At 70.3% G+C, this 21612-nt stretch carries 16 protein-coding genes; 8 read left to right on the top strand and 8 right to left on the bottom strand.

The annotated features are described in order from the left end of the window. Positions 1-20: 20 nt before the first annotated feature. The 4 genes from ACTRO_RS13965 (at position 21) to ACTRO_RS13950 (ending at position 2662) form a co-directional block, all read left to right on the top strand. Complete coding sequence (locus ACTRO_RS13965) at positions 21-443, top strand: CPCC family cysteine-rich protein (protein ID WP_051450806.1); 423 nt, start codon at positions 21-23, stop codon at positions 441-443. A gap of 106 nt (positions 444-549) precedes the next feature. Further along, a complete protein-coding gene (locus tag ACTRO_RS13960) occupies positions 550-1041 on the top strand; it encodes a hypothetical protein (protein ID WP_034263535.1) in 492 nt (163 codons plus the stop codon). A 23-nt stretch (positions 1042-1064) separates the two neighbouring features. Further along, positions 1065-1424 (top strand): toxin-antitoxin system YwqK family antitoxin, encoded by a 360-nt coding sequence (locus ACTRO_RS13955; protein ID WP_034263534.1) that lies wholly within the window; start codon positions 1065-1067, stop codon positions 1422-1424. A gap of 242 nt (positions 1425-1666) precedes the next feature. Then, complete coding sequence (locus ACTRO_RS13950) at positions 1667-2662, top strand: AraC family transcriptional regulator (protein ID WP_084316247.1); 996 nt, start codon at positions 1667-1669, stop codon at positions 2660-2662. Between the two features lie 6 nt (positions 2663-2668). On the opposite strand, the gene ACTRO_RS13945 is transcribed toward ACTRO_RS13950, so the two are convergent. From ACTRO_RS13945 to ACTRO_RS13925, 5 genes are all read right to left on the bottom strand, one after another. Beyond that, positions 2669-3547, bottom strand: coding sequence for an intradiol ring-cleavage dioxygenase (locus ACTRO_RS13945; RefSeq protein ID WP_034263532.1), 879 nt, complete (start codon positions 3545-3547; stop codon positions 2669-2671). Then, positions 3544-4599 carry a maleylacetate reductase gene (locus ACTRO_RS13940; RefSeq protein WP_034263531.1) on the bottom strand — a complete coding sequence of 352 codons (1056 nt, stop codon included), beginning with the start codon at positions 4597-4599 and terminating at the stop codon, positions 3544-3546. Before ACTRO_RS13940 ends, ACTRO_RS13945 begins: the two co-directional genes overlap by 4 nt. Positions 4600-4605: 6 nt before the next feature. Next, positions 4606-6396, bottom strand: a complete 1791-nt coding sequence (locus tag ACTRO_RS13935; protein WP_034263530.1) for an FAD-dependent oxidoreductase — start codon at positions 6394-6396, stop codon at positions 4606-4608. A gap of 271 nt (positions 6397-6667) precedes the next feature. Beyond that, positions 6668-6871 carry a cold-shock protein gene (locus tag ACTRO_RS13930; protein WP_034263529.1) on the bottom strand — a complete coding sequence of 68 codons (204 nt, stop codon included), beginning with the start codon at positions 6869-6871 and terminating at the stop codon, positions 6668-6670. Between the two features lie 207 nt (positions 6872-7078). Continuing rightward, positions 7079-11140 carry a bifunctional nitrate reductase/sulfite reductase flavoprotein subunit alpha gene (locus tag ACTRO_RS13925; protein WP_034263528.1) on the bottom strand — a complete coding sequence of 1354 codons (4062 nt, stop codon included), beginning with the start codon at positions 11138-11140 and terminating at the stop codon, positions 7079-7081. Between the two features lie 295 nt (positions 11141-11435). On the opposite strand from ACTRO_RS13925, the gene ACTRO_RS13920 reads away from it, so the two are divergent. Then, on the top strand, positions 11436-12926 hold the full coding sequence (locus ACTRO_RS13920; protein WP_034263527.1) for an FAD-binding oxidoreductase: 1491 nt from the start codon (positions 11436-11438) through the stop codon (positions 12924-12926). A gap of 169 nt (positions 12927-13095) precedes the next feature. On the opposite strand, the gene ACTRO_RS13915 is transcribed toward ACTRO_RS13920, so the two are convergent. The 3 genes from ACTRO_RS13915 to ACTRO_RS13905 all read right to left on the bottom strand — a co-directional run bounded on the left by ACTRO_RS13915 (position 13096) and on the right by ACTRO_RS13905 (position 18249). Further along, positions 13096-14523: an MFS transporter gene (locus ACTRO_RS13915; protein WP_051450805.1), complete on the bottom strand. Its 1428-nt coding sequence runs from the start codon at positions 14521-14523 to the stop codon at positions 13096-13098. Positions 14524-14645: 122 nt separating this feature from the next. Continuing rightward, on the bottom strand, positions 14646-17066 hold the full coding sequence (locus ACTRO_RS13910) for a glycoside hydrolase family 3 protein (protein WP_034263526.1): 2421 nt from the start codon (positions 17064-17066) through the stop codon (positions 14646-14648). A gap of 163 nt (positions 17067-17229) precedes the next feature. Next, on the bottom strand, positions 17230-18249 hold the full coding sequence (locus ACTRO_RS13905; RefSeq protein ID WP_034263525.1) for a LacI family DNA-binding transcriptional regulator: 1020 nt from the start codon (positions 18247-18249) through the stop codon (positions 17230-17232). A gap of 136 nt (positions 18250-18385) precedes the next feature. Here ACTRO_RS13905 and ACTRO_RS13900 point away from each other — a divergent pair, with 136 nt between their 5' ends. The 3 genes from ACTRO_RS13900 to ACTRO_RS13890 are packed head-to-tail and all read left to right on the top strand — an operon-like array spanning position 18386 to position 21602. Then, on the top strand, positions 18386-19684 hold the full coding sequence (locus ACTRO_RS13900; protein ID WP_034263524.1) for an extracellular solute-binding protein: 1299 nt from the start codon (positions 18386-18388) through the stop codon (positions 19682-19684). Between the two features lie 11 nt (positions 19685-19695). Continuing rightward, positions 19696-20718, top strand: coding sequence for a carbohydrate ABC transporter permease (locus ACTRO_RS13895; RefSeq protein WP_034263523.1), 1023 nt, complete (start codon positions 19696-19698; stop codon positions 20716-20718). Continuing rightward, a complete protein-coding gene (locus tag ACTRO_RS13890) occupies positions 20718-21602 on the top strand; it encodes a carbohydrate ABC transporter permease (RefSeq protein ID WP_034263360.1) in 885 nt (294 codons plus the stop codon). Before ACTRO_RS13895 ends, ACTRO_RS13890 begins: the two co-directional genes overlap by 1 nt. The last annotated feature ends 10 nt before the right edge of the window (positions 21603-21612 follow it).

The raw sequence follows: 21612 nt of genomic DNA, 5'->3' as shown, positions 1-21612 counted from the left end.
GCCGTGAGAGGCTGACCGCCATGCCTGAAGTCGATGGTACGACAGAGAATCCGGCGCCCAAGGTGCCGCGGTTCCCCTGTGTTTGCTGTGGCCACCTGGTCTTCGAGCAGCGCGTCGGCTCGTTCGAGATCTGCCCGGTGTGCTTCTGGGAGGACGATCTCGTGCAGACTCGCTGGCCCGACTTCGAAGGCGGCCCCAACCAGCTGTCGCTGATCGAGTGCCAGCGCAATTACCGGGCCCTCGGGGCCGTGCAGACGCGCGTGCTCAAGTACGTGCGGCCGGCTGCGGACGACGAGCCGATCGAGGACGGCTGGTTCCCGCTCGGTCCGGCCGACCTCGTCCACTTCGAGCCGGTTGCCGAAGACCTGGAGCCCTGGCCGGAGGAGATGACCAGACTTTACTGGTGGCGTCCCACCTTCTGGCGGGCCCGACCGCCACGTTGAACTCCGGCGCGCCAGCCGACGCCGGCTGCGTGCTTGATCGCCGCGGAACTCGACTAAAGCGGTCGGGTCAGGATCCTGACCTGAGCGGATAAGGGAATGCCCTGATATGTTCGATCCAATGCCTGCCGAGCCTGAAGACGCCGTACCCGCCGGTTACGAGCCGGAGCCCGCCGAGGCCGCGAACACGACCGGCAAGAGGGATGGCCACCTCCTCCTGGCGACTTTCGGCACCCCCTGGCTGATGGCGGGCGCGTGGCTCGAATGGGCAAGCCACTACAGCGGTTGGGTGACGCTGCTGATCGCCGGCGGCGGAATCATCGGTTTCTGCGGAGTTCTGGGCGAGGAGGCGGTAGCAGCGCCGTTTCTCGTGGGCGCGCTGCTCGGGCTCGGGGCCTATGCCTACGGCATCGTCACATCGCACGACTCGATCCGCATGCTGCTTTATCTCGGCCTTTGGACGGCTGCCTGTTACCTGGTGCTCGGCGCGGCGTCAATGGCCTTCGGACCGGCGGAATCACCGGATCCGGGCTCAGCGGCTGAAGCCCCGGCCGAGCCGCAAGAGCCGCAGGACCGGGACGTTCAAGAATCCGCCGGCTAACGGCAGGACAGGGGAGTGGCCGGATGCCGCAGCGGATCGACATCGACGGGCCGGACGTGGATCTGACCCCTTCAGGCCTCCTTCTCTACCGGGGCGAGCTGTTCACCGGCGAGGCCGTGGAGTACTTCGAGGACGGCAGCCTGTGGACGCTGGAGACCTACACCGAGGGCTACAAGAACGGGCCCACGATGCAGTGGTTCCGGGACGGGACTCTCGAGGAGCAGGGGCAGACGCGGGCGAGCATCCCGGTCGGGGAGTGGACGACCTGGCACGCGAACGGGCGGCTGCGTCAGCGAACGGTCTTCTCGGGCGATGGCTTCGTTCTGAACAAGCTTTCCGAGCAGCAGTGGGATGAAGAGGGAAATCGGATCAGCGACGAGTAGGCCCTGCGCCGCAGGGGACTCTCGCCGGGACCCTCAGCTCTGGAGCCCAGTCAACAGGCAGGCAACGTCGAGGCCCGTGGCGACTGCGGTCCTGAGACCTCTCGGTCCCGCTGCCGCGTCCGCTTCACGGTGCCTCCCACGGCGATCCCCACACGGCGACTCCCTCACGGGACTCGCCCACGTGCCTCCTCAGGCCAAACGCGGCAGTGGGGCACGGAAGTTCCGCGGCTTATGCTGGGCAGATGACAGTCGCGGTGCCCCCGGCTTCGGCTCCGTCTCCGGTGGCTCCGCCTCCGGCGGCGCCGGCGGGGCCGGTGCTCTTCAGCACGGCCGGTCTGGCCGAGGCGGAGCGGGTCGCGCTGTGGGAGCAGCACAACGCGCAGGCGCTGATCGGGCTCAGGTGCCGGTCGCTGGAGGACGACGCGCTGGAGCTCGAGGCCACCGAGATCAACCTGCAGCTCCCGCGCGTGCATCTGGCGCGGGTCACCGGTACGCCGCATGTGGTGGAGCGGACGCGGTCGGTGGTGCGGCGGCTGCCGTCGGAGGCGGTGGCGTGCTACTTGGCGCTGGCCGGGGAGGCGTTCTTCTACCACGACGACGGGGTGCGGGTGCTGCGGCCGGGGCAGCTGATCGTGTGCGATGCGGACCGGCCGTTCATGCGCGGGTTTTCGCAGGGGCTGGAGGAGCTCGCGGTGAAGGTGCCGCGCGAGGTGTGGCAAGCGCTCGATGGGCCTTCGTTGACGCAGCCGCTGGTGTTCGACGTGGACGAGGGCACCGCCCAGGCCCGCGCGCTGGCTCGGATGGTGGGGCGTGCGGTGCTGCCGCAGGCGGCCGCGGGGGCGGTCGAGGAGGGCGTGCTGCTGGAGTTGCTCGGCAGCGTGGTGTCGGGGCGGGCCTCGATGTCCGCCGCGGTGCATCTGGCCACGGCGAAGGCCTTCGTGGACGAGCACCTGGCCGACGCGGGCCTGACCGCGGCCCGGGTCGCGCGGGGGATCGGCGTGAGCGAGCGGCATCTGTCCCGGGTCTTCGCCTCCGGCGGCGAGGGTTTCCCGCAGTACCTGCTCGGCCGCCGGCTCGAACGTGCCCGGGTGCTGCTGCTCGCGGGCACGCCGGAGACCGTGGCGTGGACGGCGGCGGCCTGCGGGTTCGGTTCCGCCTCGCACTTCTCGCATACGTTCCGGGAGCGGTACGGGGTGCGGGCGGCGGACCTGCTGCGCGGAGGTAAGATCGAGGGCTGATTCGGTTCAGGCGCCGTCCGGGGCCAGCACGATGTCGAAATCGACCCTCGACCAACTGCGCCCGCCCAAGTCTCGGCCGTCCGGCGTCGGCGCGCCGCCATCCTGCGGCTGGAAGTCCTTGACCAGCGAGTCCTTCACGCCGAAGACGGCGTCGCTCGCGAGCAGTTCGTCGCCGCGCACGAAGATGTGCGTGACGAGGGTGCGCCGGCCCAGGGCGCTGACCATGAAGTGCAGGTGCGAGGCGCGCATCGGCGAACGGCCGGTCGCCGCCAGCAACCGGCCGACCGGACCGTCGTGCGGAATCGGGTACGGGGTCGGAGTCAGGGCCCAGAATCGGTAGCGGCCGTCCGTGTCGCTGAAAAGGTGCCCGCGCGCGGCGACGCGATCGTCGCCGTACTGGGTGTCGTAGAACCCGTCTTCGTCCGCCTCCCACACCTCGATGCGCGCGCCCGCGACCGGCGCTCCGTCGGCGTCGGCGACGGTTCCCTCCACCCAGCACGGTTCGCCGACGGCGCCGAACGCGAGGTCCTCGCCGTGGCCGATCTCCGGGCTGTTCTGCACGAAGAAGGGCCCGAAGACGGTGGCTTCGGTGGCGTCGCCGTAGGCCTCGTTGTTCACCGCGACGGTCTGCATGGACACGCCGAGGACGTCGGAGAGCAGGATGAACTCCTGTCGGCGCTCGTCGGTGATGTGGCCGGTGCGGGTGAGGAATTCGATGCCGGCGTTCCACTCCGCCTCGGTCAGGCGGACCTCGCGGACGAAGCTGTGCAGGTGCCGGACCAGCGATTCCATCACCTCGCGCAGGCGCGGATCGGCGCAGTCGGCGAAGGAGCGCAGGACCTGCGCGGTCACCGCGGCCTCGCGGTCTTGCTGCTCGTCGGTCATCGGGGTTCGTTTCCTTCCCAGGCGGCGTCGAGGAGCGCGGCGATCTCGTCCACGGTGACGGGACGCGGGTTGCCCGGCGGCGCCGCGGCCACGACGGCTTCGGCCGCCGGCCGCACGCCCTCGCGGGGCATGCCGAGATCGCGCAGCGAGCGGGGAGCGTTGAGGCGCTCGCGCAGCAGGGCCAGGCCCTCCGCGGCTGTGCGCGCGTCGAACGCCCTGGCCAGACGTGCTGCGGCAGCCAGCGCGTCGGGCGCGTTGAAGGCGAGCACGTGCGGCAGGATCACGGCGTGGGTCTGGGCATGCGGCAGGTTGAACATGCCGCCGAGCACGTGGCAGATCTTGTGGTGCAGCCCCGATCCGGCGGACGCGAACGCCGCCGCGGACAGGTAGGCGCCATAAAGTACTTGCTCTCGACCTGGCAACGCGCGCGGCTCGTCCGCGATAAGAGACAGTCCGTCCCGCAGTGCGCGCACGCCCTCGACGGCCAGAGCCTGGTTGATCGGATCGGTACGCGGAGCCCACATCGAGTCTACGCAGTGAGCCAGGGCATTGAGGCCGGACGCGACGCTCAGGTCCATCGGCAGATCGAGGGTGAGTGAGGCATCGTAGACGATCACGCGTGGCAGGACCCTGTGATCTGTGCCAGTGGTCTTAGACCCGGCCTCGGTCATGCCCCACACCGGGGTCGCCTCGGAGCCCGCGTACGTCGTGGGCACGGCGACGATCGGCAGCGACGTCGTCAGCGCGACGGCTTTGGCCAGGCCGGTGGCCGAGCCGCCGCCGACCGCGACCAAGACGTCCGCAGCGTGCGCCGCCGCCGCCTCCCGGGCCCGCTGCGCCACCTCGACGGGTACGTGCATGACGACCTCGTCGTGGCGGTGGACGACGGGCAGTCCGGCCGTGATCCGCTCGGCGAGCTCCCGGCTGGACCCGGACGCGATCACCAACACCCGGCCGGCGCCGAGCTCGGCGACCTCCGCGGCCAGGTGCTCGGCGGCCTCGCCGGAGCCGAAGCGCACCCGTTGCGGCAGGGTGTCGTGCACGAAGCGCACGGTTCCTCAGCTCCTTCCCAGCACGGACAGCAGCGCGCGGCGCAGCTGGGCTTCAGGGTCCTGCGGCAGCGTAGCCGCGCGCCAGGCGATGTGCTTGTCCGGGCGCACCAGCAGGACGCCGCTCTCCTCAACCTCGCGCAATTTGGCCCAGTCGTAGTACAAGTCGGTCACCTCGCGGCCCGGCCCGATGACGACGGTCTCGAGCGGCACGCCGAGCTCCCGCCCGACCGTCTCCGCAGCCGCCTGCCAGGCCTCGCCGGCGATACCGGTCAGCAGCGTCCAGCGGCTGTAGGGGGCCAGGTCCATCATCGCGAGCCGGTGCGCGTGGTCTCCGACCCAGGCGTGCGGCAGGTGCGCGCCCGGCACGGTGGACATCGCGTAGTAGAGGTCTGCGTCAGCGGACTCCGGCGGCGCCGTGCCGTCGGAGATCACGGCCGCGGAGGCGTAATGCTGGCCCAGCTCCACCCCGTGCGCGTTGAACTCGTAGTTCTTCAGCTCCATCGCCCGCACCAGCGCGGCCCGCTTGGCCGCTCCGGCGGCGGTGTTGGCCTTGCGCTCCTCGATCGCCGCGGCCATCTCGGCCTCGCTGTCCGCACCGAGCACGCCGAGGGCCTCGAAGATGTCCACGAACTCGCGGCTGGACTTGTTGGCCCGGGTGACGATCCGCTCGGCGACCGGCGCGCGCTCCTCGGTGTACGTCTCCAGCAACGCGGGCCCGGCCTGGCCCCGAAGCACGGCCGCCAGCTTCCAGACCAGGTTGTAGGCGTCCTGGACCGAGGTGTTCGAGCCCAGGCCGTTGCTCGGCGGATGCCGGTGCACGGCGTCGCCGGCGCAGAACACCCGGCTCTGGTGCAGCCGGGTCGCGTACATCTCGTTGTTGCCCCACAGGCTGGTGCCGGTGATCTCCACCTCCAGATCCGGCATACCCAACAGGCTGCGCACGATCTGGATCGCGGCGGCCTCGTCGACCACCGGGGGCTCCTCGGCGATGTCGTAACCCCACACGATCAGCCACTCGTCCCACGGCCGCACCATCCGGACCAGTCCGGCCCCGATGCCCCCGACGTTCGAGCCGGGCTGGATCACCCAGTACAGCACCGACGGCCGGTGCGCGACGTGTCCGCTGATGTCGGCCTTGAAGGTGATGTTCATCGACCCGGCGATGTCCATCGCGCCCACGAACGGCAGGTCGATGTCCGCGGCCACCTTCGACCGGGCCCCGTCCGCGCCGATCAGGTAGCGGGCGCGGATGTGCTGGCGCTGCCCGGTGAGCCGGTCCAGCACCTCGACCGTCACCCCGTCCTCGTCCTGACGGTGAGACAGGTACTCGGTGGAGAAACGGACTCGGGCGCCGCGTTGGGCGGCGTTGCGGACCAGGATCGGCTCGAGGTAGGTCTGCGGGATGTCGACGGTGAGGCAGGGGGAGGCGAGCCGGTAATCGGCCTCCCGGTCCGGCCGCGTCCCCCAAGTGCGGATCCGGCCGATCTCCTCGCCCGCGATACTGGTGCAGAACACGGTGTCGCCGACCAGGCCGTGCTCGGTGGCGTCGGCGAGGATCTGCTGCTCGATGCCGAGATCGCGGAAGACCTCCATCGCGCGCTGGTTGGTGATGTGCGCACGCGGCGTGTTGGCCGTCCACCGGTATTTGGTGATCATGACGCAGTCGATTCCGAGCGTCGCCAGCAGTAGTGCGGCGGTGGCGCCCGCCGGCCCGGAACCCACGACCACGACCTCCGTGGTGACGGCCGGATCCGCCGTCGGTTCGGACTCGATGGTGCCGTCGTTCGATTCCGGCATGAGCGGCCTCTCCTCTTCCGGCGATGTCCTCGCCTCGAGGCCAGTCTCAGGCCGTCGAAGGCCGGGGAGAAGGGGAAACGCCCAGGTGGGCGGAAATGCCAACAGGTGGCGGATCCACGAAGGGATCGGCGCCGGCACCTGGCCGGCTTGGGGGAGCCGACGGCGAGCACGGCCGTCTTAAGCCGATGAGCAGCTCGGAATACCGCGCGGCCGAGCCTGCCGGTGTGCGATGTCCGGGGCACCAAGGCGCCCCGGACATCGCTGAGCCTTGCTAGGCCGGCCGGATGTTCTCGGCCTGCGGGCCCTTCTGGCCCTGGGTGACGTCGAACTGGACCTTCTGGCCCTCGGTCAGCTCACGGTAGCCCGTGGCGGCGATGTTCGAGTAGTGGGCGAACACGTCCGGGCCGCCCCCGTCCTGCTCGATGAAACCGAAGCCCTTTTCGGAGTTGAACCACTTCACGGTGCCTGATGCCACTGGTACTGCCCTTCGTGAACGAGAAATCTTCCACGCTAGTGTGCCATGGGCCGCCCACATTGGGTGGTAAACAGGCACAGAATCGTGATCAAGATTGTGACAACGGCGCCTGCGGGCGCTGCGCGGGCCCGGTTGGATCTAGCGCCGGACGGCGTGTCGGCGCTCGTGCGGCCCCGCCACGGCGGCCCCGGCTCGCTCAGTACTGGCTCAGTAGACGTCGCGGACGTAGCGTTTCTCGTTCGACAGGCGCTTGAGGTACGCCGCGCCGGCTTCGGGGGTGAGGCCCCCGTGGGTGGTGGCGACCTCGCGCAGCGCTTGATCGACGTCTTTGGCCATCCGGGAGGCGTCGCCGCAGATATAGAGGTGCGCGCCGTTCTCGAGCCAGGTCCACAGTCGGTGGCCGTGTTCGCGCATGCGGTCCTGGACGTACACCTTGGCGCGTTGATCGCGGGAGAAGGCGGTGTCGAGGTGGGTGAGGGTGCCGTCTTCGTGCATTGCGGCGAGCTCGTCGCGGTAGTAGAAGTCGGTCGCCTGGTGCTGCTCGCCGAAGAAGAGCCAGTTGGCGCCCCGGTGGCCTTGGGCGCGGCGGTCGTCCAGGAAGCCGAGGAAGGGCGCGACGCCGGTGCCGGGGCCGATCATGATGGCGGAGGCCGCGGGGTCGGCCGGCGGGTGGAAGTGCGGCGAGGGCTGGATGTGCAGCGGGACGGGTGTGTCGGGCTCGGCGTCGGCGAGGTGGGTCGAGCAGACGCCCTTGCGGATCCTGCCGAGCGGGCTTTCGTAGCGGATGACGGAAACGGTGAGGCTGACCTTGGACGGGTCGGTGCGGGGGCTCGAGGAGATGGAGTAGAGGCGGTTCTGGAGTTTCGCCAGGGTGTGGGCCCATTCCTGCGCCGTCGCGCGGACGGGGTGTTCGGCCAGGACGTCGGCGGCCTGGCGTCCCCAGGACCATTGGGACAGCTCGCCTTTGTTGTCCGGGCGCAGCAGCTTGAGCAGGTGGCGGTCGCCGGTGCGCTCGGCGAGGAACTTCAGCAGCCCGCTGCTGATCTTGGTGATGTCGAGGTGGCGCTGGAGCGCTTCGGCGAAACCGAGGGTGCCTCGGCCGTCGATGCCGACAGGGGTGTCGGCATCGATGCCGGTGAGGGCGAGCCATTCGGCGACGAGGGCCGGGTCGTTGGCGGGCCGGACGCTCAGTGCGTCGCCCGCGCGGTAGGTCAGGGGTGTGCCGGTGAGGTCGAAGGTGAACTGCCGGACCTCCTTGGTGGCGCCGGGGCGGCTCAGCAGCCGGTTCCCGACGAGGAGTGCGGTCGCGGTGACCGGGCCGGGACGGTCCCCTGCCGCGTCCGCAGCAGGCGTGGCAGTGGGACGCGCTGAGGCGGCGGTGAGCGGGCCGGGGGAGTCGGTGAGGGCGGCCAGGACACGGTCGAGCCAGCCGGTGGCGTCGGGTTCGAAGTCTGGTTCGCAGTCGGCGCGAGGGGCCAGCCGGGTGGCGCCGAGCTCTTCGAGGCGCTCGTCGAGGCGTCGGCCGTGGCCGCAGAAGTCGTCGAAGGAGGAGTCTCCGAAGGCCAGGACGGCGTAGCGCAGGTGATCGAGCCGGGTGGTCGTCTGAGCGAGGGCATCCCAGAAGTCGCCTCCGTTGTCGGGTGCGTCGCCGTCGCCGAACGTGCTGGTGATCAGGAGGGTGTCGGCGGCGGGGAGGGCGGCGACGTCGGCCTTGTCCATGCCTTGGAGCGTGACGACGTGCCCTGCGGCGGTCAGGCGCTGCGCTGTGGTGGTGGCGAAGCCTTCGGCGTTGCCGGTCTGCGACGCCCACAGCACGGTCACGGCTCGACCGGCCGGGCTCGCGATCGGTGCGCGGGAGAAGCGGCCCGCCAACAGGCCGTCCACCCACAGGCGGCTGTCGGCGGACAGGGGAGCGAAGGCGGGCAGGACCGGCACTCCGACGGGCTCCGTCCCGACGCCGGCGAGGAATCCGGCCAGGTAACGGCGTTCGTTCTGATCCAATTCCGGAGGTTGCAGGCCACTGATACCAAGCCGCACCGCAAGGCTCTGATCCACTTCGGCAGGCACGGCCACGACGGTAGGCACGGCCACCGGCTCGCTCTCCGGCGCGGTCACGCGGACCGGAATCGCCGACCTGGTCAGCGAAACCGCGCACACCTTGAACTCGGGCTGGAACGAAAGCGGATCGACGGCGTCGTTCGTGACGGCGTTGACGCTGAGGTACTCGCCGAAAAGGTCGTTCCAGTGGAAGGGCGCGAAGCAGTTTCCGGGACGCACCCGGTCGGTGACGACGGCGGGCAGCACCGCCTTGCCACGGCGCGAGGCGACCTCCACCGAGTCGCCGTCGACCAGGTTGAGCTCACGCGCGTCGTCGGGATGGATCTCGATGAACGGGCCAGGATTCAGCTTATTGAGTTTCTCGACCTTGCCGGTCTTCGTCAGGGTGTGCCACTGGTGCTGGAGCCGGCCGGTGTTGAGGACGAAGGGGTAGTCGTCGTCGGGCATCTCCCGGGCGGGGATGTGCGGCCGGGGGAGGAAGACGGCGCGGCCGGAGGCGGTGGGGAAGCGCGGGCGTCCCTCCTGGTCCAGGTAGCGGATCGGGTTGCGGTCGGGGCCGTCGGGCGCTGCGGGCCACTGCACCGGCGTCAGGCGCAGCCGGTCGTAGCTCACGCCGGTCAGGTCGTAGCCGGTCCGGGGGTTGGCGGCGCGTTTGATCTCCTCGAAGATCTCTTCCGCGCTGGTGTAGGCGAAGGCTTCGGTGTAGCCCATGGCCTGCGCGACGCGCGCGATGATCAGCCAGTCGGCGATGGCCTGCCCGGGCGGGTCGACGGCAGGCCGGGCCAGGGTGAGGTTGCGTTCGCTGTTGATCAGGACGCCTTCGGTCTCGGCCCACAGCGCCCCGGGCAGCACCACGTCGGCGTAGCCGTTGGTCTCGGTGTCGGCGAAGACGTCCTGGGTGACCACGAACTCGGCGCGTTCGAGCCCTGCGATCACGGTCTTGCGGTTGGCCACCGAGGCGACCGGGTTGGTGCAGATGATCCAGCAGGCCTTGATCCGGCCCTCGGCCATCTGCTCGAACATCTCGATCGTGCCCTTGCCCACGCCGTCCTCCCGCAGCGTTCCGGCGGGCAGGCGCCACAGCTCCTCGACGAAGGCGCGGTCCTCGGCGACCAGGACCGAGCGCTGTCCGGGCAGGCCCGGGCCCATGTAGCCCATCTCGCGTCCGCCCATGGCGTTGGGCTGGCCGGTCAGCGAGAACGGCCCGCTGCCCGGCCGGCAGATCGCGCCGGTGGCCAGGTGCAGGTTGATCAGGGCATTGGTGTTCCAGGTGCCGTGGGTGGACTGGTTCAGGCCCATGGTCCAGCACGACATCCACGCGCCGGCCTCGCCGATCCAGTCCGCAGCGGTGCGGATGTCGGCTTCGGGCAGGCCGGTGAGCTCGGCGACCGCGGCGGGCGGGTAGTCGGCCAGCAGCTGCGCCATCGCCTCCCAGCCCTCGGTGTGCTCGGCGATGAAGGCCGGATCGGTGTGCCCGCCCGCCACCAGCAGGTGCAGCAGGCCATTGAGAAGGGCGAGGTCGGCGCCGGGCTTGATCGGGAGGAAGAGGTCTGCTTTGTCGGCCGTGGCGGAACGGCGCGGGTCGACGACGATGAGCTTCGCCCCGGCCTTGACCCGCGTCATCATGCGGGAGAACAGGATCGGGTGGCAGTCGGCCATGTTCGAGCCGATGACGAAGAAGACCTCCGCCTGCTCGAAGTCGGTGTACGAGCCGGGCGGTCCGTCCGCGCCCAGCGAGAGCTTGTAGCCGGTGCCGGCGCTGGCCATGCACAGCCGGGAGTTCGACTCGATCTGGTTGGTGCCGATGAAGCCCTTGGCCAGCTTGTTCGCCAGGTACTGGGCCTCGAGGCTCATCTGGCCGGAGACGTAGAGGGCGAAGGCGTCCGGGCCGTGCTCGTCCACGATCGACCGGAAGCGGCGCGCCGTCTCCCGGATCGCCGCGTCGAGCTCGGCGGGCACCGGCTCGACGCCGCGCTCGGGGCGGACGAGCGCGGTGTCCAGCCGGCCCGGCGCGGCGAGCAGGTCGGCGGTGGTCGCGCCCTTGGTGCACAGCTTCCCGAAGTTCGCCGGGTGGTCCTTGTCGCCCGAGGCCTTGCGCACGACGCGCCGGCCGTCCGGGCCGGCCCCGATCTCCAGCACGATGCCGCAGCCCACCCCGCAGTACGAGCAGACGGTCCGGACCGTGCCGTCCGATCGCGTGGTGCCGGCCATGGTGGCTCCCCTCCCGAAGCTGTCTGGCCACGACGGTAGGAAACGGCTGTGACACGCGGGTGACGCCTGATCGCGTGCGAGGTTTCGCCGCGCGCAGACCGGAGGATCTCCCCGTGCCGGTGCGGCGACGTCCGGACGAAATGTTCATCGGACTTATCCGGTCCCGCGCGCCGCCGGGCGTGTCCGTCCCCATCGGCGCCGCCGCTCGCTACTCTCTGAGCCCGGGAGTTCATAGCAAATCGCTGAGATAAGCCGGTGGTCCCGGCCGGCCCCCTCCGGTCTCCAGGAGACGATCATGGACAAACTCTCTCGCCGCGGCCTGCTCAGGTCGACGGCCGTAGCCGGTCTCGGCGCGGTCGTCGTGCCCGGCACCACGGCCGCGGACGTCGCAAGCGCGAGCACCGCGACGCCCTGCCCGCGCTGCCCGTGCCCGCCGGCCGAGCTGACCGGCCGCATCGTGCGCCCCGACGACGCCGGCTACGCGCAGGACAGCCTCGGCTGGGACGAGCTCTTCGCGCACTATCCGCTGGTCATCTCGTTCGCCCAGAACACCCAGGACGTGGTCAACGCCCTCACCTGGGCCCGGCAGAACGACGTCGCCTTCCGCGTCCGCAGCGGCCGGCACAGCCTGGAGGGCTGGTCCAACGTCGACAACGGCCTGGTCATCGACGTCAGCGAGCTGAAGTCGGTCCGGATCGACGCGGCCGCCAAGATCGCGAAGGTCGGCGCCGGGCTCAGCCAGCTGGAGGCGGTGACCGCTCTGGCCAAGCAGAATTTCGCCGTGACGACCGGAACGGAGGGCACCGTCGGCCTGTCCGGCGCGACCCTCGGCGGCGGTTTCGGCTTCCTCACCCGCTGGCTCGGCATGGCCTGCGACAGTCTCGTGGAAGCCGAGGTCGTCGTCCCGGCCGGCACCGGCTGCGCGAAGGTGGTCACGGCCTCCCTGAACGAGAACGCGGACCTGCTCTGGGCCCTGCGCGGCGCCGGCAACGGCAACTTCGGCATCGTCACCTCGCTCAGCTACCGGCTCGCCCCGCTGCGCAGCGTCACCTATCTGCAGGCGACGTGGACCGGCATGGGAGACCTGCACGGGGTCTTCGACGCCTGGCAGAGCACGGCCCCGCACGCCGACGACCGCCTCGGCACCCAGGTCGAGGTGCACAAGAACCAGATCCTGCTGTTCGCGGTGCTGGCCGAGGGGACGCCGGCGCAGGCGCGGCAGATGCTGGCTCCGATCCTGTCGGTCGGCAGCCCTCAGATCACCGTGCAGGAGGGCAACTGGGGCGACGTATACACCGGATTCCAGGTGCCGACCCAGGACGACCCGGCGAACTGGAAGTTCTTCTCCCAGTTCACCCGCAAGCCGTTCCCCAAGGAGGCGATCGACGTCATCGGCACCTTCATGGCGAAGGCCCCCAACGACGACAGCAATTTCTTCACCCAGGCATTCGGCGGGGCGGTCAAGCGCAAGCCCAAGGGCGGCACCTCCTTCCCGCACCGCGACGCGCTCTTCTACTCCGAGCCCGGCGCCGGCTGGGGCAAGCGCGGCGGCACCCAGCCAGGCGTCTGCGACCCGCTCACCCCGCAGGCCCAGGCCTGGATCGCCGAGTTCAGCCAGGCCATGCGGAAGTACGTCGACGGCGCCTACGTCAACGTGCCGAACATCGGGATGCAGGACTGGGAGACGGCGTACTGGGGTCCGAACTACCGCCGGCTGCGCCAGCTCAAGGCGAAGTACGACCCCAGCAACATCTTCCAGTACGAGCAGAGCGTCCCGCCGGCGTGACCGGCCGCGTGTGACGAACGGAAAAGCGCGCCGCCCGGCCGAGAGATCGGCCGGGCGGCGCGCTTTCCCACCAGGCTCCGGCCACGCGGGAACGCCGGGCCGCTGACGACGCTCTGCCCGGCTCCGCGGCGGGAAGGCCCGCTTCCCCCGTTCGGCCGAACGGGCTACCTCAGCCCGGGCCGTGCGCCGGAGCTGACGCGCCCTCAGCCGCACCGGGCCGTTCGCCCGCGGGCAGCCGGGCCGCGGCGGCGAGGCCGAGCAGGCCGAAGCCGCCGAGGACGATCATCGCCGCGGCGTAGCCGCCGCGCACGAGGTTCGCGGCGAGGATCGTCCCGGCGATCGCGGTGCCGAGCGAGGAGCCGAGGTTGGACACGCTGCGCGAGAGGCCGGAGATCTCGCCCTGCTCGCTCTCGCCGAACGCGGACTGCACGAGGTTGACCGAGGGCGTGAGCATCAGGCCGAGCCCGAACCCGATCAGCAGCAGCCCGGGCGCGAAAGCCCACGCCTTCGATGTGAGGTACACCAGGCCGATCAGTACACCGATGCCCACGATGGTGACGCAGAACCCGGTCATGATCAGCGTGCGCTGCCGTCGGCGCCGGGCGAAGCTCGCCGCGGCGAGCGAGGAGGCCAGCAGGCCGACGGTGGCGGCGGTGAAGATCACGCCGGTCCCGATCGCGCTGTAGCCGCGCACCACCTGCAGGTACGCGGAGACGGTGAAGGAGGATCCGAGCAGCATCATCCACTGGATGTTCTGGGTCACCAGCCCGAGGTTGGACACCCGGTTGCGCAGCAGCGCGGGCGAGAGCAGCGGCGCGCGGCCGGCCCGTTCGGCCCGCCGCACGTGCCCGAAGAACGCGACGAGCACGAGCGCGCCCCCGACCATCAGACCCAGGCAGACCCACCAGTTCCGGCCGGCCGCGAGGATGCCGGAGACCAGCAGGATCAGCCCGGCCGCGGACAGCACGACGCCGAGCAGGTCGAGCCGCGAGCGCGGGTCGGCCGGCTCGGGATCGACGAGGCGCCGGCTGAGCGCGAGGATCAGCACGACGATCAGCGCCTGGAAGCCGAAGGCGGCCCGCCAGCTGATGCCGGAGGTGATCAGCCCGCCGATCAGCGGACCGGCCGCGGCCCCCACCCCGCCCGCCGCGCTGATCACGCCGAACGCGCGGGCCCGCGCGACGGTGCCGGTGAACAGCAGCGTGGCCAGGATGTAGACCGGTGGGATCAGCAGGGCGGTGCCGATGCCCGCGAACACCGAGTTGCCGAGGATGAGCACGCCCAACCCCGGCGCCACCGCGCTCAGCACCGCGCCGACGCCGTAGACGCCGAGGCCGATCCGCAACAGCCGGACCCGGCCGTGGCGTTCGGTCAGCTTGCCGCCGGGGATCATGAATGCGGCCATGATCAGCAGGAACAGCGTGATCGCGCTCTGCACGCCGTGCACCGTGGTGCCCAGGTCGTGGCTGATGTCGGTGATCATCACGTTCATGTTGGACCCGGCGAAGCTGCAGACGAACTGGGCCAGTGCCAGCGGTACGAGAGCCCTGCCCGCATCGGCGGGCGGGCGTGGCGGCGGGTCGGTGCTTTGTGACACGGGATCATTTTCGCCCGGTCCGTCCGCTTCGGCCCGGCACCGCCTCGCTGCGTGTCGGGCCCGGCGCGGGTGACGTCCCCGGATCCCGCGAACAGGTCAGCGGGATCCGGGGGCGTTCGAGCTCAGCCCTCGGTGATGCTCACTGTCGGCTGGAACGCGCGGTCGAACCCGACCTCGCGGCGCGGGCCGGTCAGGGTCGCGCCGAGGCGGGCGCGGATGTCGCGGCTGGAGGCGCCGACCCACAGCTCCACCTCGCCCGGCTCGACGATGCGGCGGCCGGCCCGGCCGGTGTACGAGGTCGCGTCGGCCGGCAGGTCGATCAGCACCGTGCGGGTCGTGCCCGGCTCGAGGTCGACGCGCGGGGCGGCGATCAGCTGCTGGAGCGGGCGCGCCACTTCGGCCTGCGGGTCGTGCAGGTAGACCTGGACCACTTCGCTGGTGGCCGACGCGCCGTCGTTGCGCAGCGTCACGGCGAGCCGGAGCGTGCCGCCGGTCGGCCAGCCCTCGCCCGCCGTCAGCGCGATGTCCGTCCACGCCGCCGGGTTGTAGGACAGGCCGTGGCCGAAGGGGTAGAGCGGCGTCGGGTCGACCGTGCTGACGTCGCTGCGCTGGGCGAGGGTCGCGGCGAGGTAGGTCGAAGGCTGGTTCGCGCCCTCGGCCGGGAAGCCCACCGGCAGCCGGCCGGCCGGATCGACGCGCCCGGAGAGCACGTCGGCCAGCGCGTTCGCGCCCTCCTCGCCGGGCAGGAAGCCGCAGACCACGGCCGCGAGCCGGTCGGCGTAGCGGGAGAGCTCGTACGGGCGGCCCACCAGCAGCACCAGGACGACCGGCGTTCCGGTCTCCAGCAGCGCTTCGAGCAGCTCGCCCTGCCGCCCGGGCAGGCGCAGGTCGGAGGTGTCGCAGCCCTCTCCCGAGGTGCCGTTGCCGAACAGGCCCGAGACGTCGCCGAGCACGGTGACGCACACCTCGGCCTCGCGGGCCGCCGCGACCGCCTCGGCGATCTGCCGATCGCCCAGCTCCCGCAGCACTTCTTCGTCCCCGAGGTCTTCGGGTGCCGCGCCCTCGGCCATCGCGCGCTCGGCCCGCAGCCGGATGGAGCCCTCGGCGTCCGGGACCGGGCAGCCCTGTGCATACGAGATCTGATACCCGGCCGGATCGGCTTGCAGCGCCTCGAGAACCGTGCGGGTCTCGACGCCGATCGCGACGTCCGGGTGGTGCACGAGGATGTGCCGGGGGAAGGAGTAGCAGCCGAAGACGGCGTCGGCGACGTGCGCGCGCGGCCCGACGACCGCCAGCCGCTTGCCGGGAGCCAGCGGCAGCGCGCCGTTCTCGTTGCGCAGCAACACGATCGCGCGCCTCGCCAGACGGCCGGCCAGCGCGCGGGTCTCGTCGTTGTCGAGTCGCTGGTCGGCTTCGCCGAGGATGGCGGGCTCGGGCGACCAGTCTGCGTCGAGCAGTCCGAGCTCGCACTTCTGGATCAGCACCCGCTCCAGCGCCCGATCGACCAGCGCCATGTCCGCCTCGCCGGATTCGAGCGCCTCGATCAGCGGCGCGCCGAAGCAGTCCACGGTCGGCAGTTCGACGTCGATGCCCGCGGCCAGGGCCTGCGTGGCGGCCTGCCCCTTCGAGCCGGCGGTGCGGTGCAGGCGGTGGAGGAAGACCACCGCGAAGTAGTCCGACACGACCGTGCCGTCGAAGCCGTACGTCTCGCGCAGCAGGTCCGTCAGCAGCGTCGGGTCGCCGGCGACCGGCACTCCGTCGTTGTCCGCGTAGGAGTTCATCACCGAGCGGGCCCCGGCGTGCAGCGCCATCTCGAACGGCGGCAGGATCACGTCTGCCAGTTCGCGCGGCCCGATCGATACGGGGGCGAGGTTGCGTCCCGCCCGCGAGGCGCTGTAGCCGGCGAAGTGCTTGAGCGTCGCGACGATTCCGGTGGACTCGAGGCCCCGGACGTATTCCGAGCCGAGCGTTCCTACGAGGTACGGGTCTTCCGCGATGGTCTCCTCGACCCGGCCCCAGCGCAGGTCCCGCGCGACGTCCAGCACCGGCGCGAGGCCCTGGTGCACGCCGAGGCGACGCATGGTCGTGCCGATCTGCTCGCCGACCTGGCGCACCAGCTCCGGATCGAAGCTCGCGCCCCAGCACAGCGGCGACGGGTAGATCGCGGCCTGCCAGGCGCCGAGGCCGGTCAGGCACTCCTCGTGCACGAGCGCCGGTATGCCCTGGCCCGCCTCGGCCAGCTCCCGCTGGGTGTTGGCTATCGCGCGCGCCCCGGCCACCGGATCCACCGGCGCGGTGCCGAACGGGCGGGTCAGCTGCCCGACGCCGTCGCGCCGCACCTGCGACCAGTCCGCGGCGGGCAGGTCGTTGGAGTGCTGGAACGGCGCGACCTGGCCCGAGGCGTCGGCGCCGACCCAGATCCCGTAGAGCTGCGCCACCTTCTGGCGCACTGTCATGCGCGAGATCAGGTCTTTGACGCGTTCGGCGGACGGGGCGGCCGCGTCGCGCCAGAGCTCGGCGGGCGTGGAGTTCTCTATAGCCATGTGCGGCCGTCCTTAATCGGGAGACGTGGCTTCCCGTCTGGGAGGTGGTGCCGGTCGGCCCCGGCGGGGCGGGCGTCGGCGAACAGGGCGGCGGGGCGCCGAATATCCGAGTACTGCGAAGTCGGGCCGGCCGGGGCGGCGCTGCCCCGGCCCGTCATCGGGTTCAGGGTGCGGACGCGGGCGGCGCGGTCGAGCCGCGCACCACCAGCTCCGTGTCCAGGGTGAGATGGGTCAGCTCCACCGGCTGCTCGCGAATGAGCCGGATCAGCATCTCCACCGCGCGGTGGCCCATGGTGCGGATGGGCTGGTTGACCGTGGTCAGCGGCGGGTTGCACAGCGCCGACTCGGGGATGTTGTCGAAGCCGACCACCGACAGGTCCTCGGGCACCCGCAGACCGAGCTCCTGGGCGACCGCGATCGTGGCGATCGCGGTGATGTCGTTGGCCGCGAACACCGCGCTCGGCCGCTCCGGACTGTCGAGCAGTTCCCGGGCCGCGGAGGTGGCCAGCTCCGCGTCGTACCCGCCGATGCGCACCAGCGAGTCGACGAAGGGCACGCCCGCCACGTCGAGCGCCTCGCGGTAGCCCTGCTCGCGCAGCTTCGCGGACTGCAGGTCCTCGCGGCCGGCCAGCAGCGCGATCCGCCGGTGCCCGAGGCCGAGCAGGTATTCCGTCGCCACCCGCGCGCCGCGCAGACTGTCCGCGTCCACGGTCGGGAAGTCCGAGGGGCCGGTGTGCGGATCGACCGCGACCACCGGCGCGCCCTGCTGCACCTCCACCACCGTGGGCGTGACCAGTACGGCGCCGTCCACCAGCGTGCCGCTCAGGCGCGAGAGGTAGCGGCGTTCCCAGCCCACCATGTCGCTGGTGCCCCCGCCCGCGCTGTAGACCACCAGCTCGAAGCCGCTGCCCCGGATCGCGTCCGCCGCGCCCTTGAGCAGCTCGGTGCTGAACGGCTCCAGGTCGGCGACCAGGATGCCGATCACGTTGGTGCGGTGGTTGCGCAGGCTCTGCGCGACCAGGCTCGCCTCGTATCCGAGCTCGCTGATGACGGCTTGCACGCGTGCCGTGGTGTCCGCGGCCACGCCGTAGCGCTGGTTGATGACCTTGGACACGGTGGCGACCGAGACGCCGGCGTGTTCGGCGACGTCGCGGATGGTGGCTCGGGCTCTGGGCTGATGCACGGCGTCACCCTAGCGTTAGAAATCGTTATCGACAACGATTGACAAGTCTGGAAACTCACGCGCAAACTCATCGCCAGCCCCCAGTGCCCTCGGGGTCCAGGTGCGACCATGACGATAAGATCAGGGAGTTTCCACGATGACGAGGAAAGCACGCGGCGCGACGGCCGTGGCCTTCGGCTTGGGCATCGCACTGGCTGCCAGCGGCTGCGCCGGCGGCAGCAGCGGTGGCGGCGGCGGCGGTTCGGCGGACGGCGCGGTCACCTTGACGCTGTGGGAGAACGCGTCGACCGGACCGGGCGTCGCCTTCTTCACGAACGCCGCGGCCGCGTACCACAAGCTGCACCCGAACGTGACGATCAAGATCCAGACGGTGCAGAACGAGGATCTGGACGGCAAGCTGCAGACCGCGCTCAACTCGAACTCCGCGCCGGACCTCTTCCTGCAGCGCGGCGGCGGCAAGATGCAGGCGATGGTCGACGCGAACGAGATCCAGGCGCTCCCGCTCACGGCCACCGACAAGGCGAACGCGGGCGCTGCCGCGCTGGCCGGCAACACGATCGACGGCCAGGTCTACGCGATGCCCTTCGACACCCAGCCCGAGGGTTTCTACTACAGCAAGGACCTGTTCCAGCAGGCCGGCATCGCCGCGCCGCCGACGACCATTCCCGAGCTCGAGGCCGACGTCGCGCTGCTGAAGAAGATCAACGTCGCGCCGATCGCGGTCGGTGCCAAGGACGCGTGGCCCGCGGCGCACTGGTACTACAACTTCGCGCTGCGCGAGTGCAGCCAGGCCACTCTGGCCAGCACCGCCAAATCGCTGCAGTTCACCGACCCGTGCTGGACCAAGGCCGGTGACGACCTGGCCGCGTTCCTGAAGGTCAGCCCCTTCCAGAACGGCTTCCTCACCACCTCGGCGCAGCAGGGCGCCGGCTCCTCGGCCGGCATGGTCGCCAACCACAAGGCGGGCATGGAGCTCATGGGCAACTGGGACCCCGGAGTGATCGCCAGCCTCACCCCGGACCAGAAGCAGCTGCCGGACCTCGGCTGGTTCCCGTTCCCCGCGGTTCCGGGCGGCCAGGGCGACCCGAGCGCGATCATGGGCGGTAGCGACGGATACTCGGTGTCCAAGAACGCGCCCAAGGAGGCCTTCCAGTTCCTCGAGTTCCTCGAGACCAAGGACCAGCAGGAGCTCTACGCCAAGGCGTACGACTCGATCCCGGTCAACGCGGCCGCTCAGTCGGTCGTGACGGACTCGTTCAACATCTCCTCGATGAACGCGTTCAACAAGGCCGCCTACTCCATACAGTTCCTCGACACGGAGTACGGCCAGAACGTGGGTAACGCCCTGAACACCGCGGTGGTGAACATGATGGCGGGCAAGGGCAGCGCTGCCGACATCGTCTCGCAGACCAACGCTGCTGCCGCGAAGGGCTGAGTAGTTAGATTATGAGTGAGTCCCTGGGTACTGACACCGTGAGTGGGAGCCAGTCGCAGGGCACGTTCGGGGCCGGGGGCGCGGGTGTGACCGCGTCTCCGGCTCCGCCGCGAGCGGCCGCGCGCCGCCGCGGGCGTGCCCGGATGCGGTTGGAGATCACCCTGCTGTCCGGGCCGGCGATCATCATGTTCCTCGCGTTCGTGATCTTCCCGGTCGCCGTCGCCGCGTACTACGGCTTCTACCGGTGGCACGGGTACGGTCCGGCCACCGACTGGGTGGGCCTGAACAACTACAAGCTCATCTTCACCGACCCGGCGTTCCAGCAGGTGCTGTGGCACAACCTGCTGATCGTGGTGCTCTCCCTGGTGATCCAGGGCCCGCTCGCGATCATCATGGCGCTGTTGTTGAACCAGAAGATGCGCGGGCGCGGGCTGATCCGGGTGCTCATCTTCGTGCCCTACGTCATCTCCGAGGTCATCGTCGGGACCGGCTGGTCGCTCATGCTCCAGGCCAACGGCGCGATGAACGACCTGCTCGGGCACATCGGGCTCGGCGCGCTGCAGTCGGACTGGCTCGCGGATCCGAACCTGGCGCTGTGGACGCTGATGGCGATCATCTCGTGGAAGTACATCGGGTTCGCGGTGATCCTGATGCTCGCCGGGCTGCAGTCGATCCCGGACGAGATCTACGAGGCCGCCGCGATCGACGGGGCCTCGTTCTGGCAGATGCAGCGGCGTATCACGGTGCCGCTGCTCGGGCCCACGATCCGGATCTGGGCGTTCCTCTCGATCATCGGTTCGCTCCAGCTGTTCGACCTGGTCTACATCATCTGGGGCCAGTACGTCTCGGGTACCGCCGGGACCTCGACCATGGCGATCTACATGGTCGCCCAGGGCCGCGACGCGGGCAACTACGGGTACGGCTCGGCCGTGGCCGTGGTGATGTTCCTGATCTCGCTCGTGGTCGCCCTGATCTACCAGCGTTTCGTGCTACGCCGCGACCTGCGCGGGGCCGTTACCGAAGGGACCGTGTGATGGCCGCCGCCTCCAGTACCCGGGTCTGGACCCCGGCCGGACGCAACCGGGACCGGCGCCGCCAGAAGGAGCAGTGGGGCAACCCGGTCACCTACTTCATCGCGCTGATCTTCATCGCGGTGTGTATCGCCCCGGTGCTCTACCTCGTCCTGGGCGGGTTCCGTACCAACTCCCAGATCACCACCAGCCCCGCCGGACTGCCCCACCCCTGGGTCCTGTCGAACTACACCGGGATCCTGAAGTCCTCCACGTTCTGGGGCGAGTTCGCTAACTCCACTGTGGTGGCCTTGGTCAGCTCGGTGGGGATCGTGGCCCTCGGGCTGATGGTCTCGTTCGTGATCGCGCGTTACGACTTCAAGCTCAAGGGCGCGATGTACTCGCTGTTCGCCGCGGGCCTGATGTTCCCCCTCGTGATCGCGATCACCCCGCTCTACATCGTGATCAAGGATCTCGGGCTGATCGACAACCTGTTCGGGATCATCATCCCGCAGATCGCGTTCGGCCTGCCGACCACGGTGATCATCCTGGTGCCGTTCCTGCGCGCGATCCCCAAGGAGATCGAGGAGGCCGCCGCGCTCGACGGCGCCAGCCGCCTCGGGTTCTTCGCCCGCATGGTCCTGCCGCTCTCGCTGCCCGGGGTGGTCACCACCGGGATCCTCGCGTTCATCGGCAGCTGGAACAACTACGTCCTACCGCTCTACGTGATCAACTCCCAGCGCAACTTCACCCTCCCGCTCGGAGTCCAGCAGTTCTCCTCCCAGTACTCCACCGACACCGCGAAAGTCCTCGCGTTCACCTCCCTCGCCATGCTCCCCGCCCTGATCTTCTTCTCCATCTTCCAGAAGCGCATCGTCGGCGGACTCACCGGAGCAGTCAAGGGATAGCAGTACTTGC

Origin of the sequence: Actinospica robiniae DSM 44927 (assembly GCF_000504285.1) — a bacterium.
In the GTDB taxonomy this organism is placed as follows: Bacteria; Actinomycetota; Actinomycetes; order Streptomycetales; family Catenulisporaceae; genus Actinospica; species Actinospica robiniae.
Note: the sequence above shows the minus strand (reverse complement) of the source record. Positions and strands in the feature narration are given on the sequence as shown.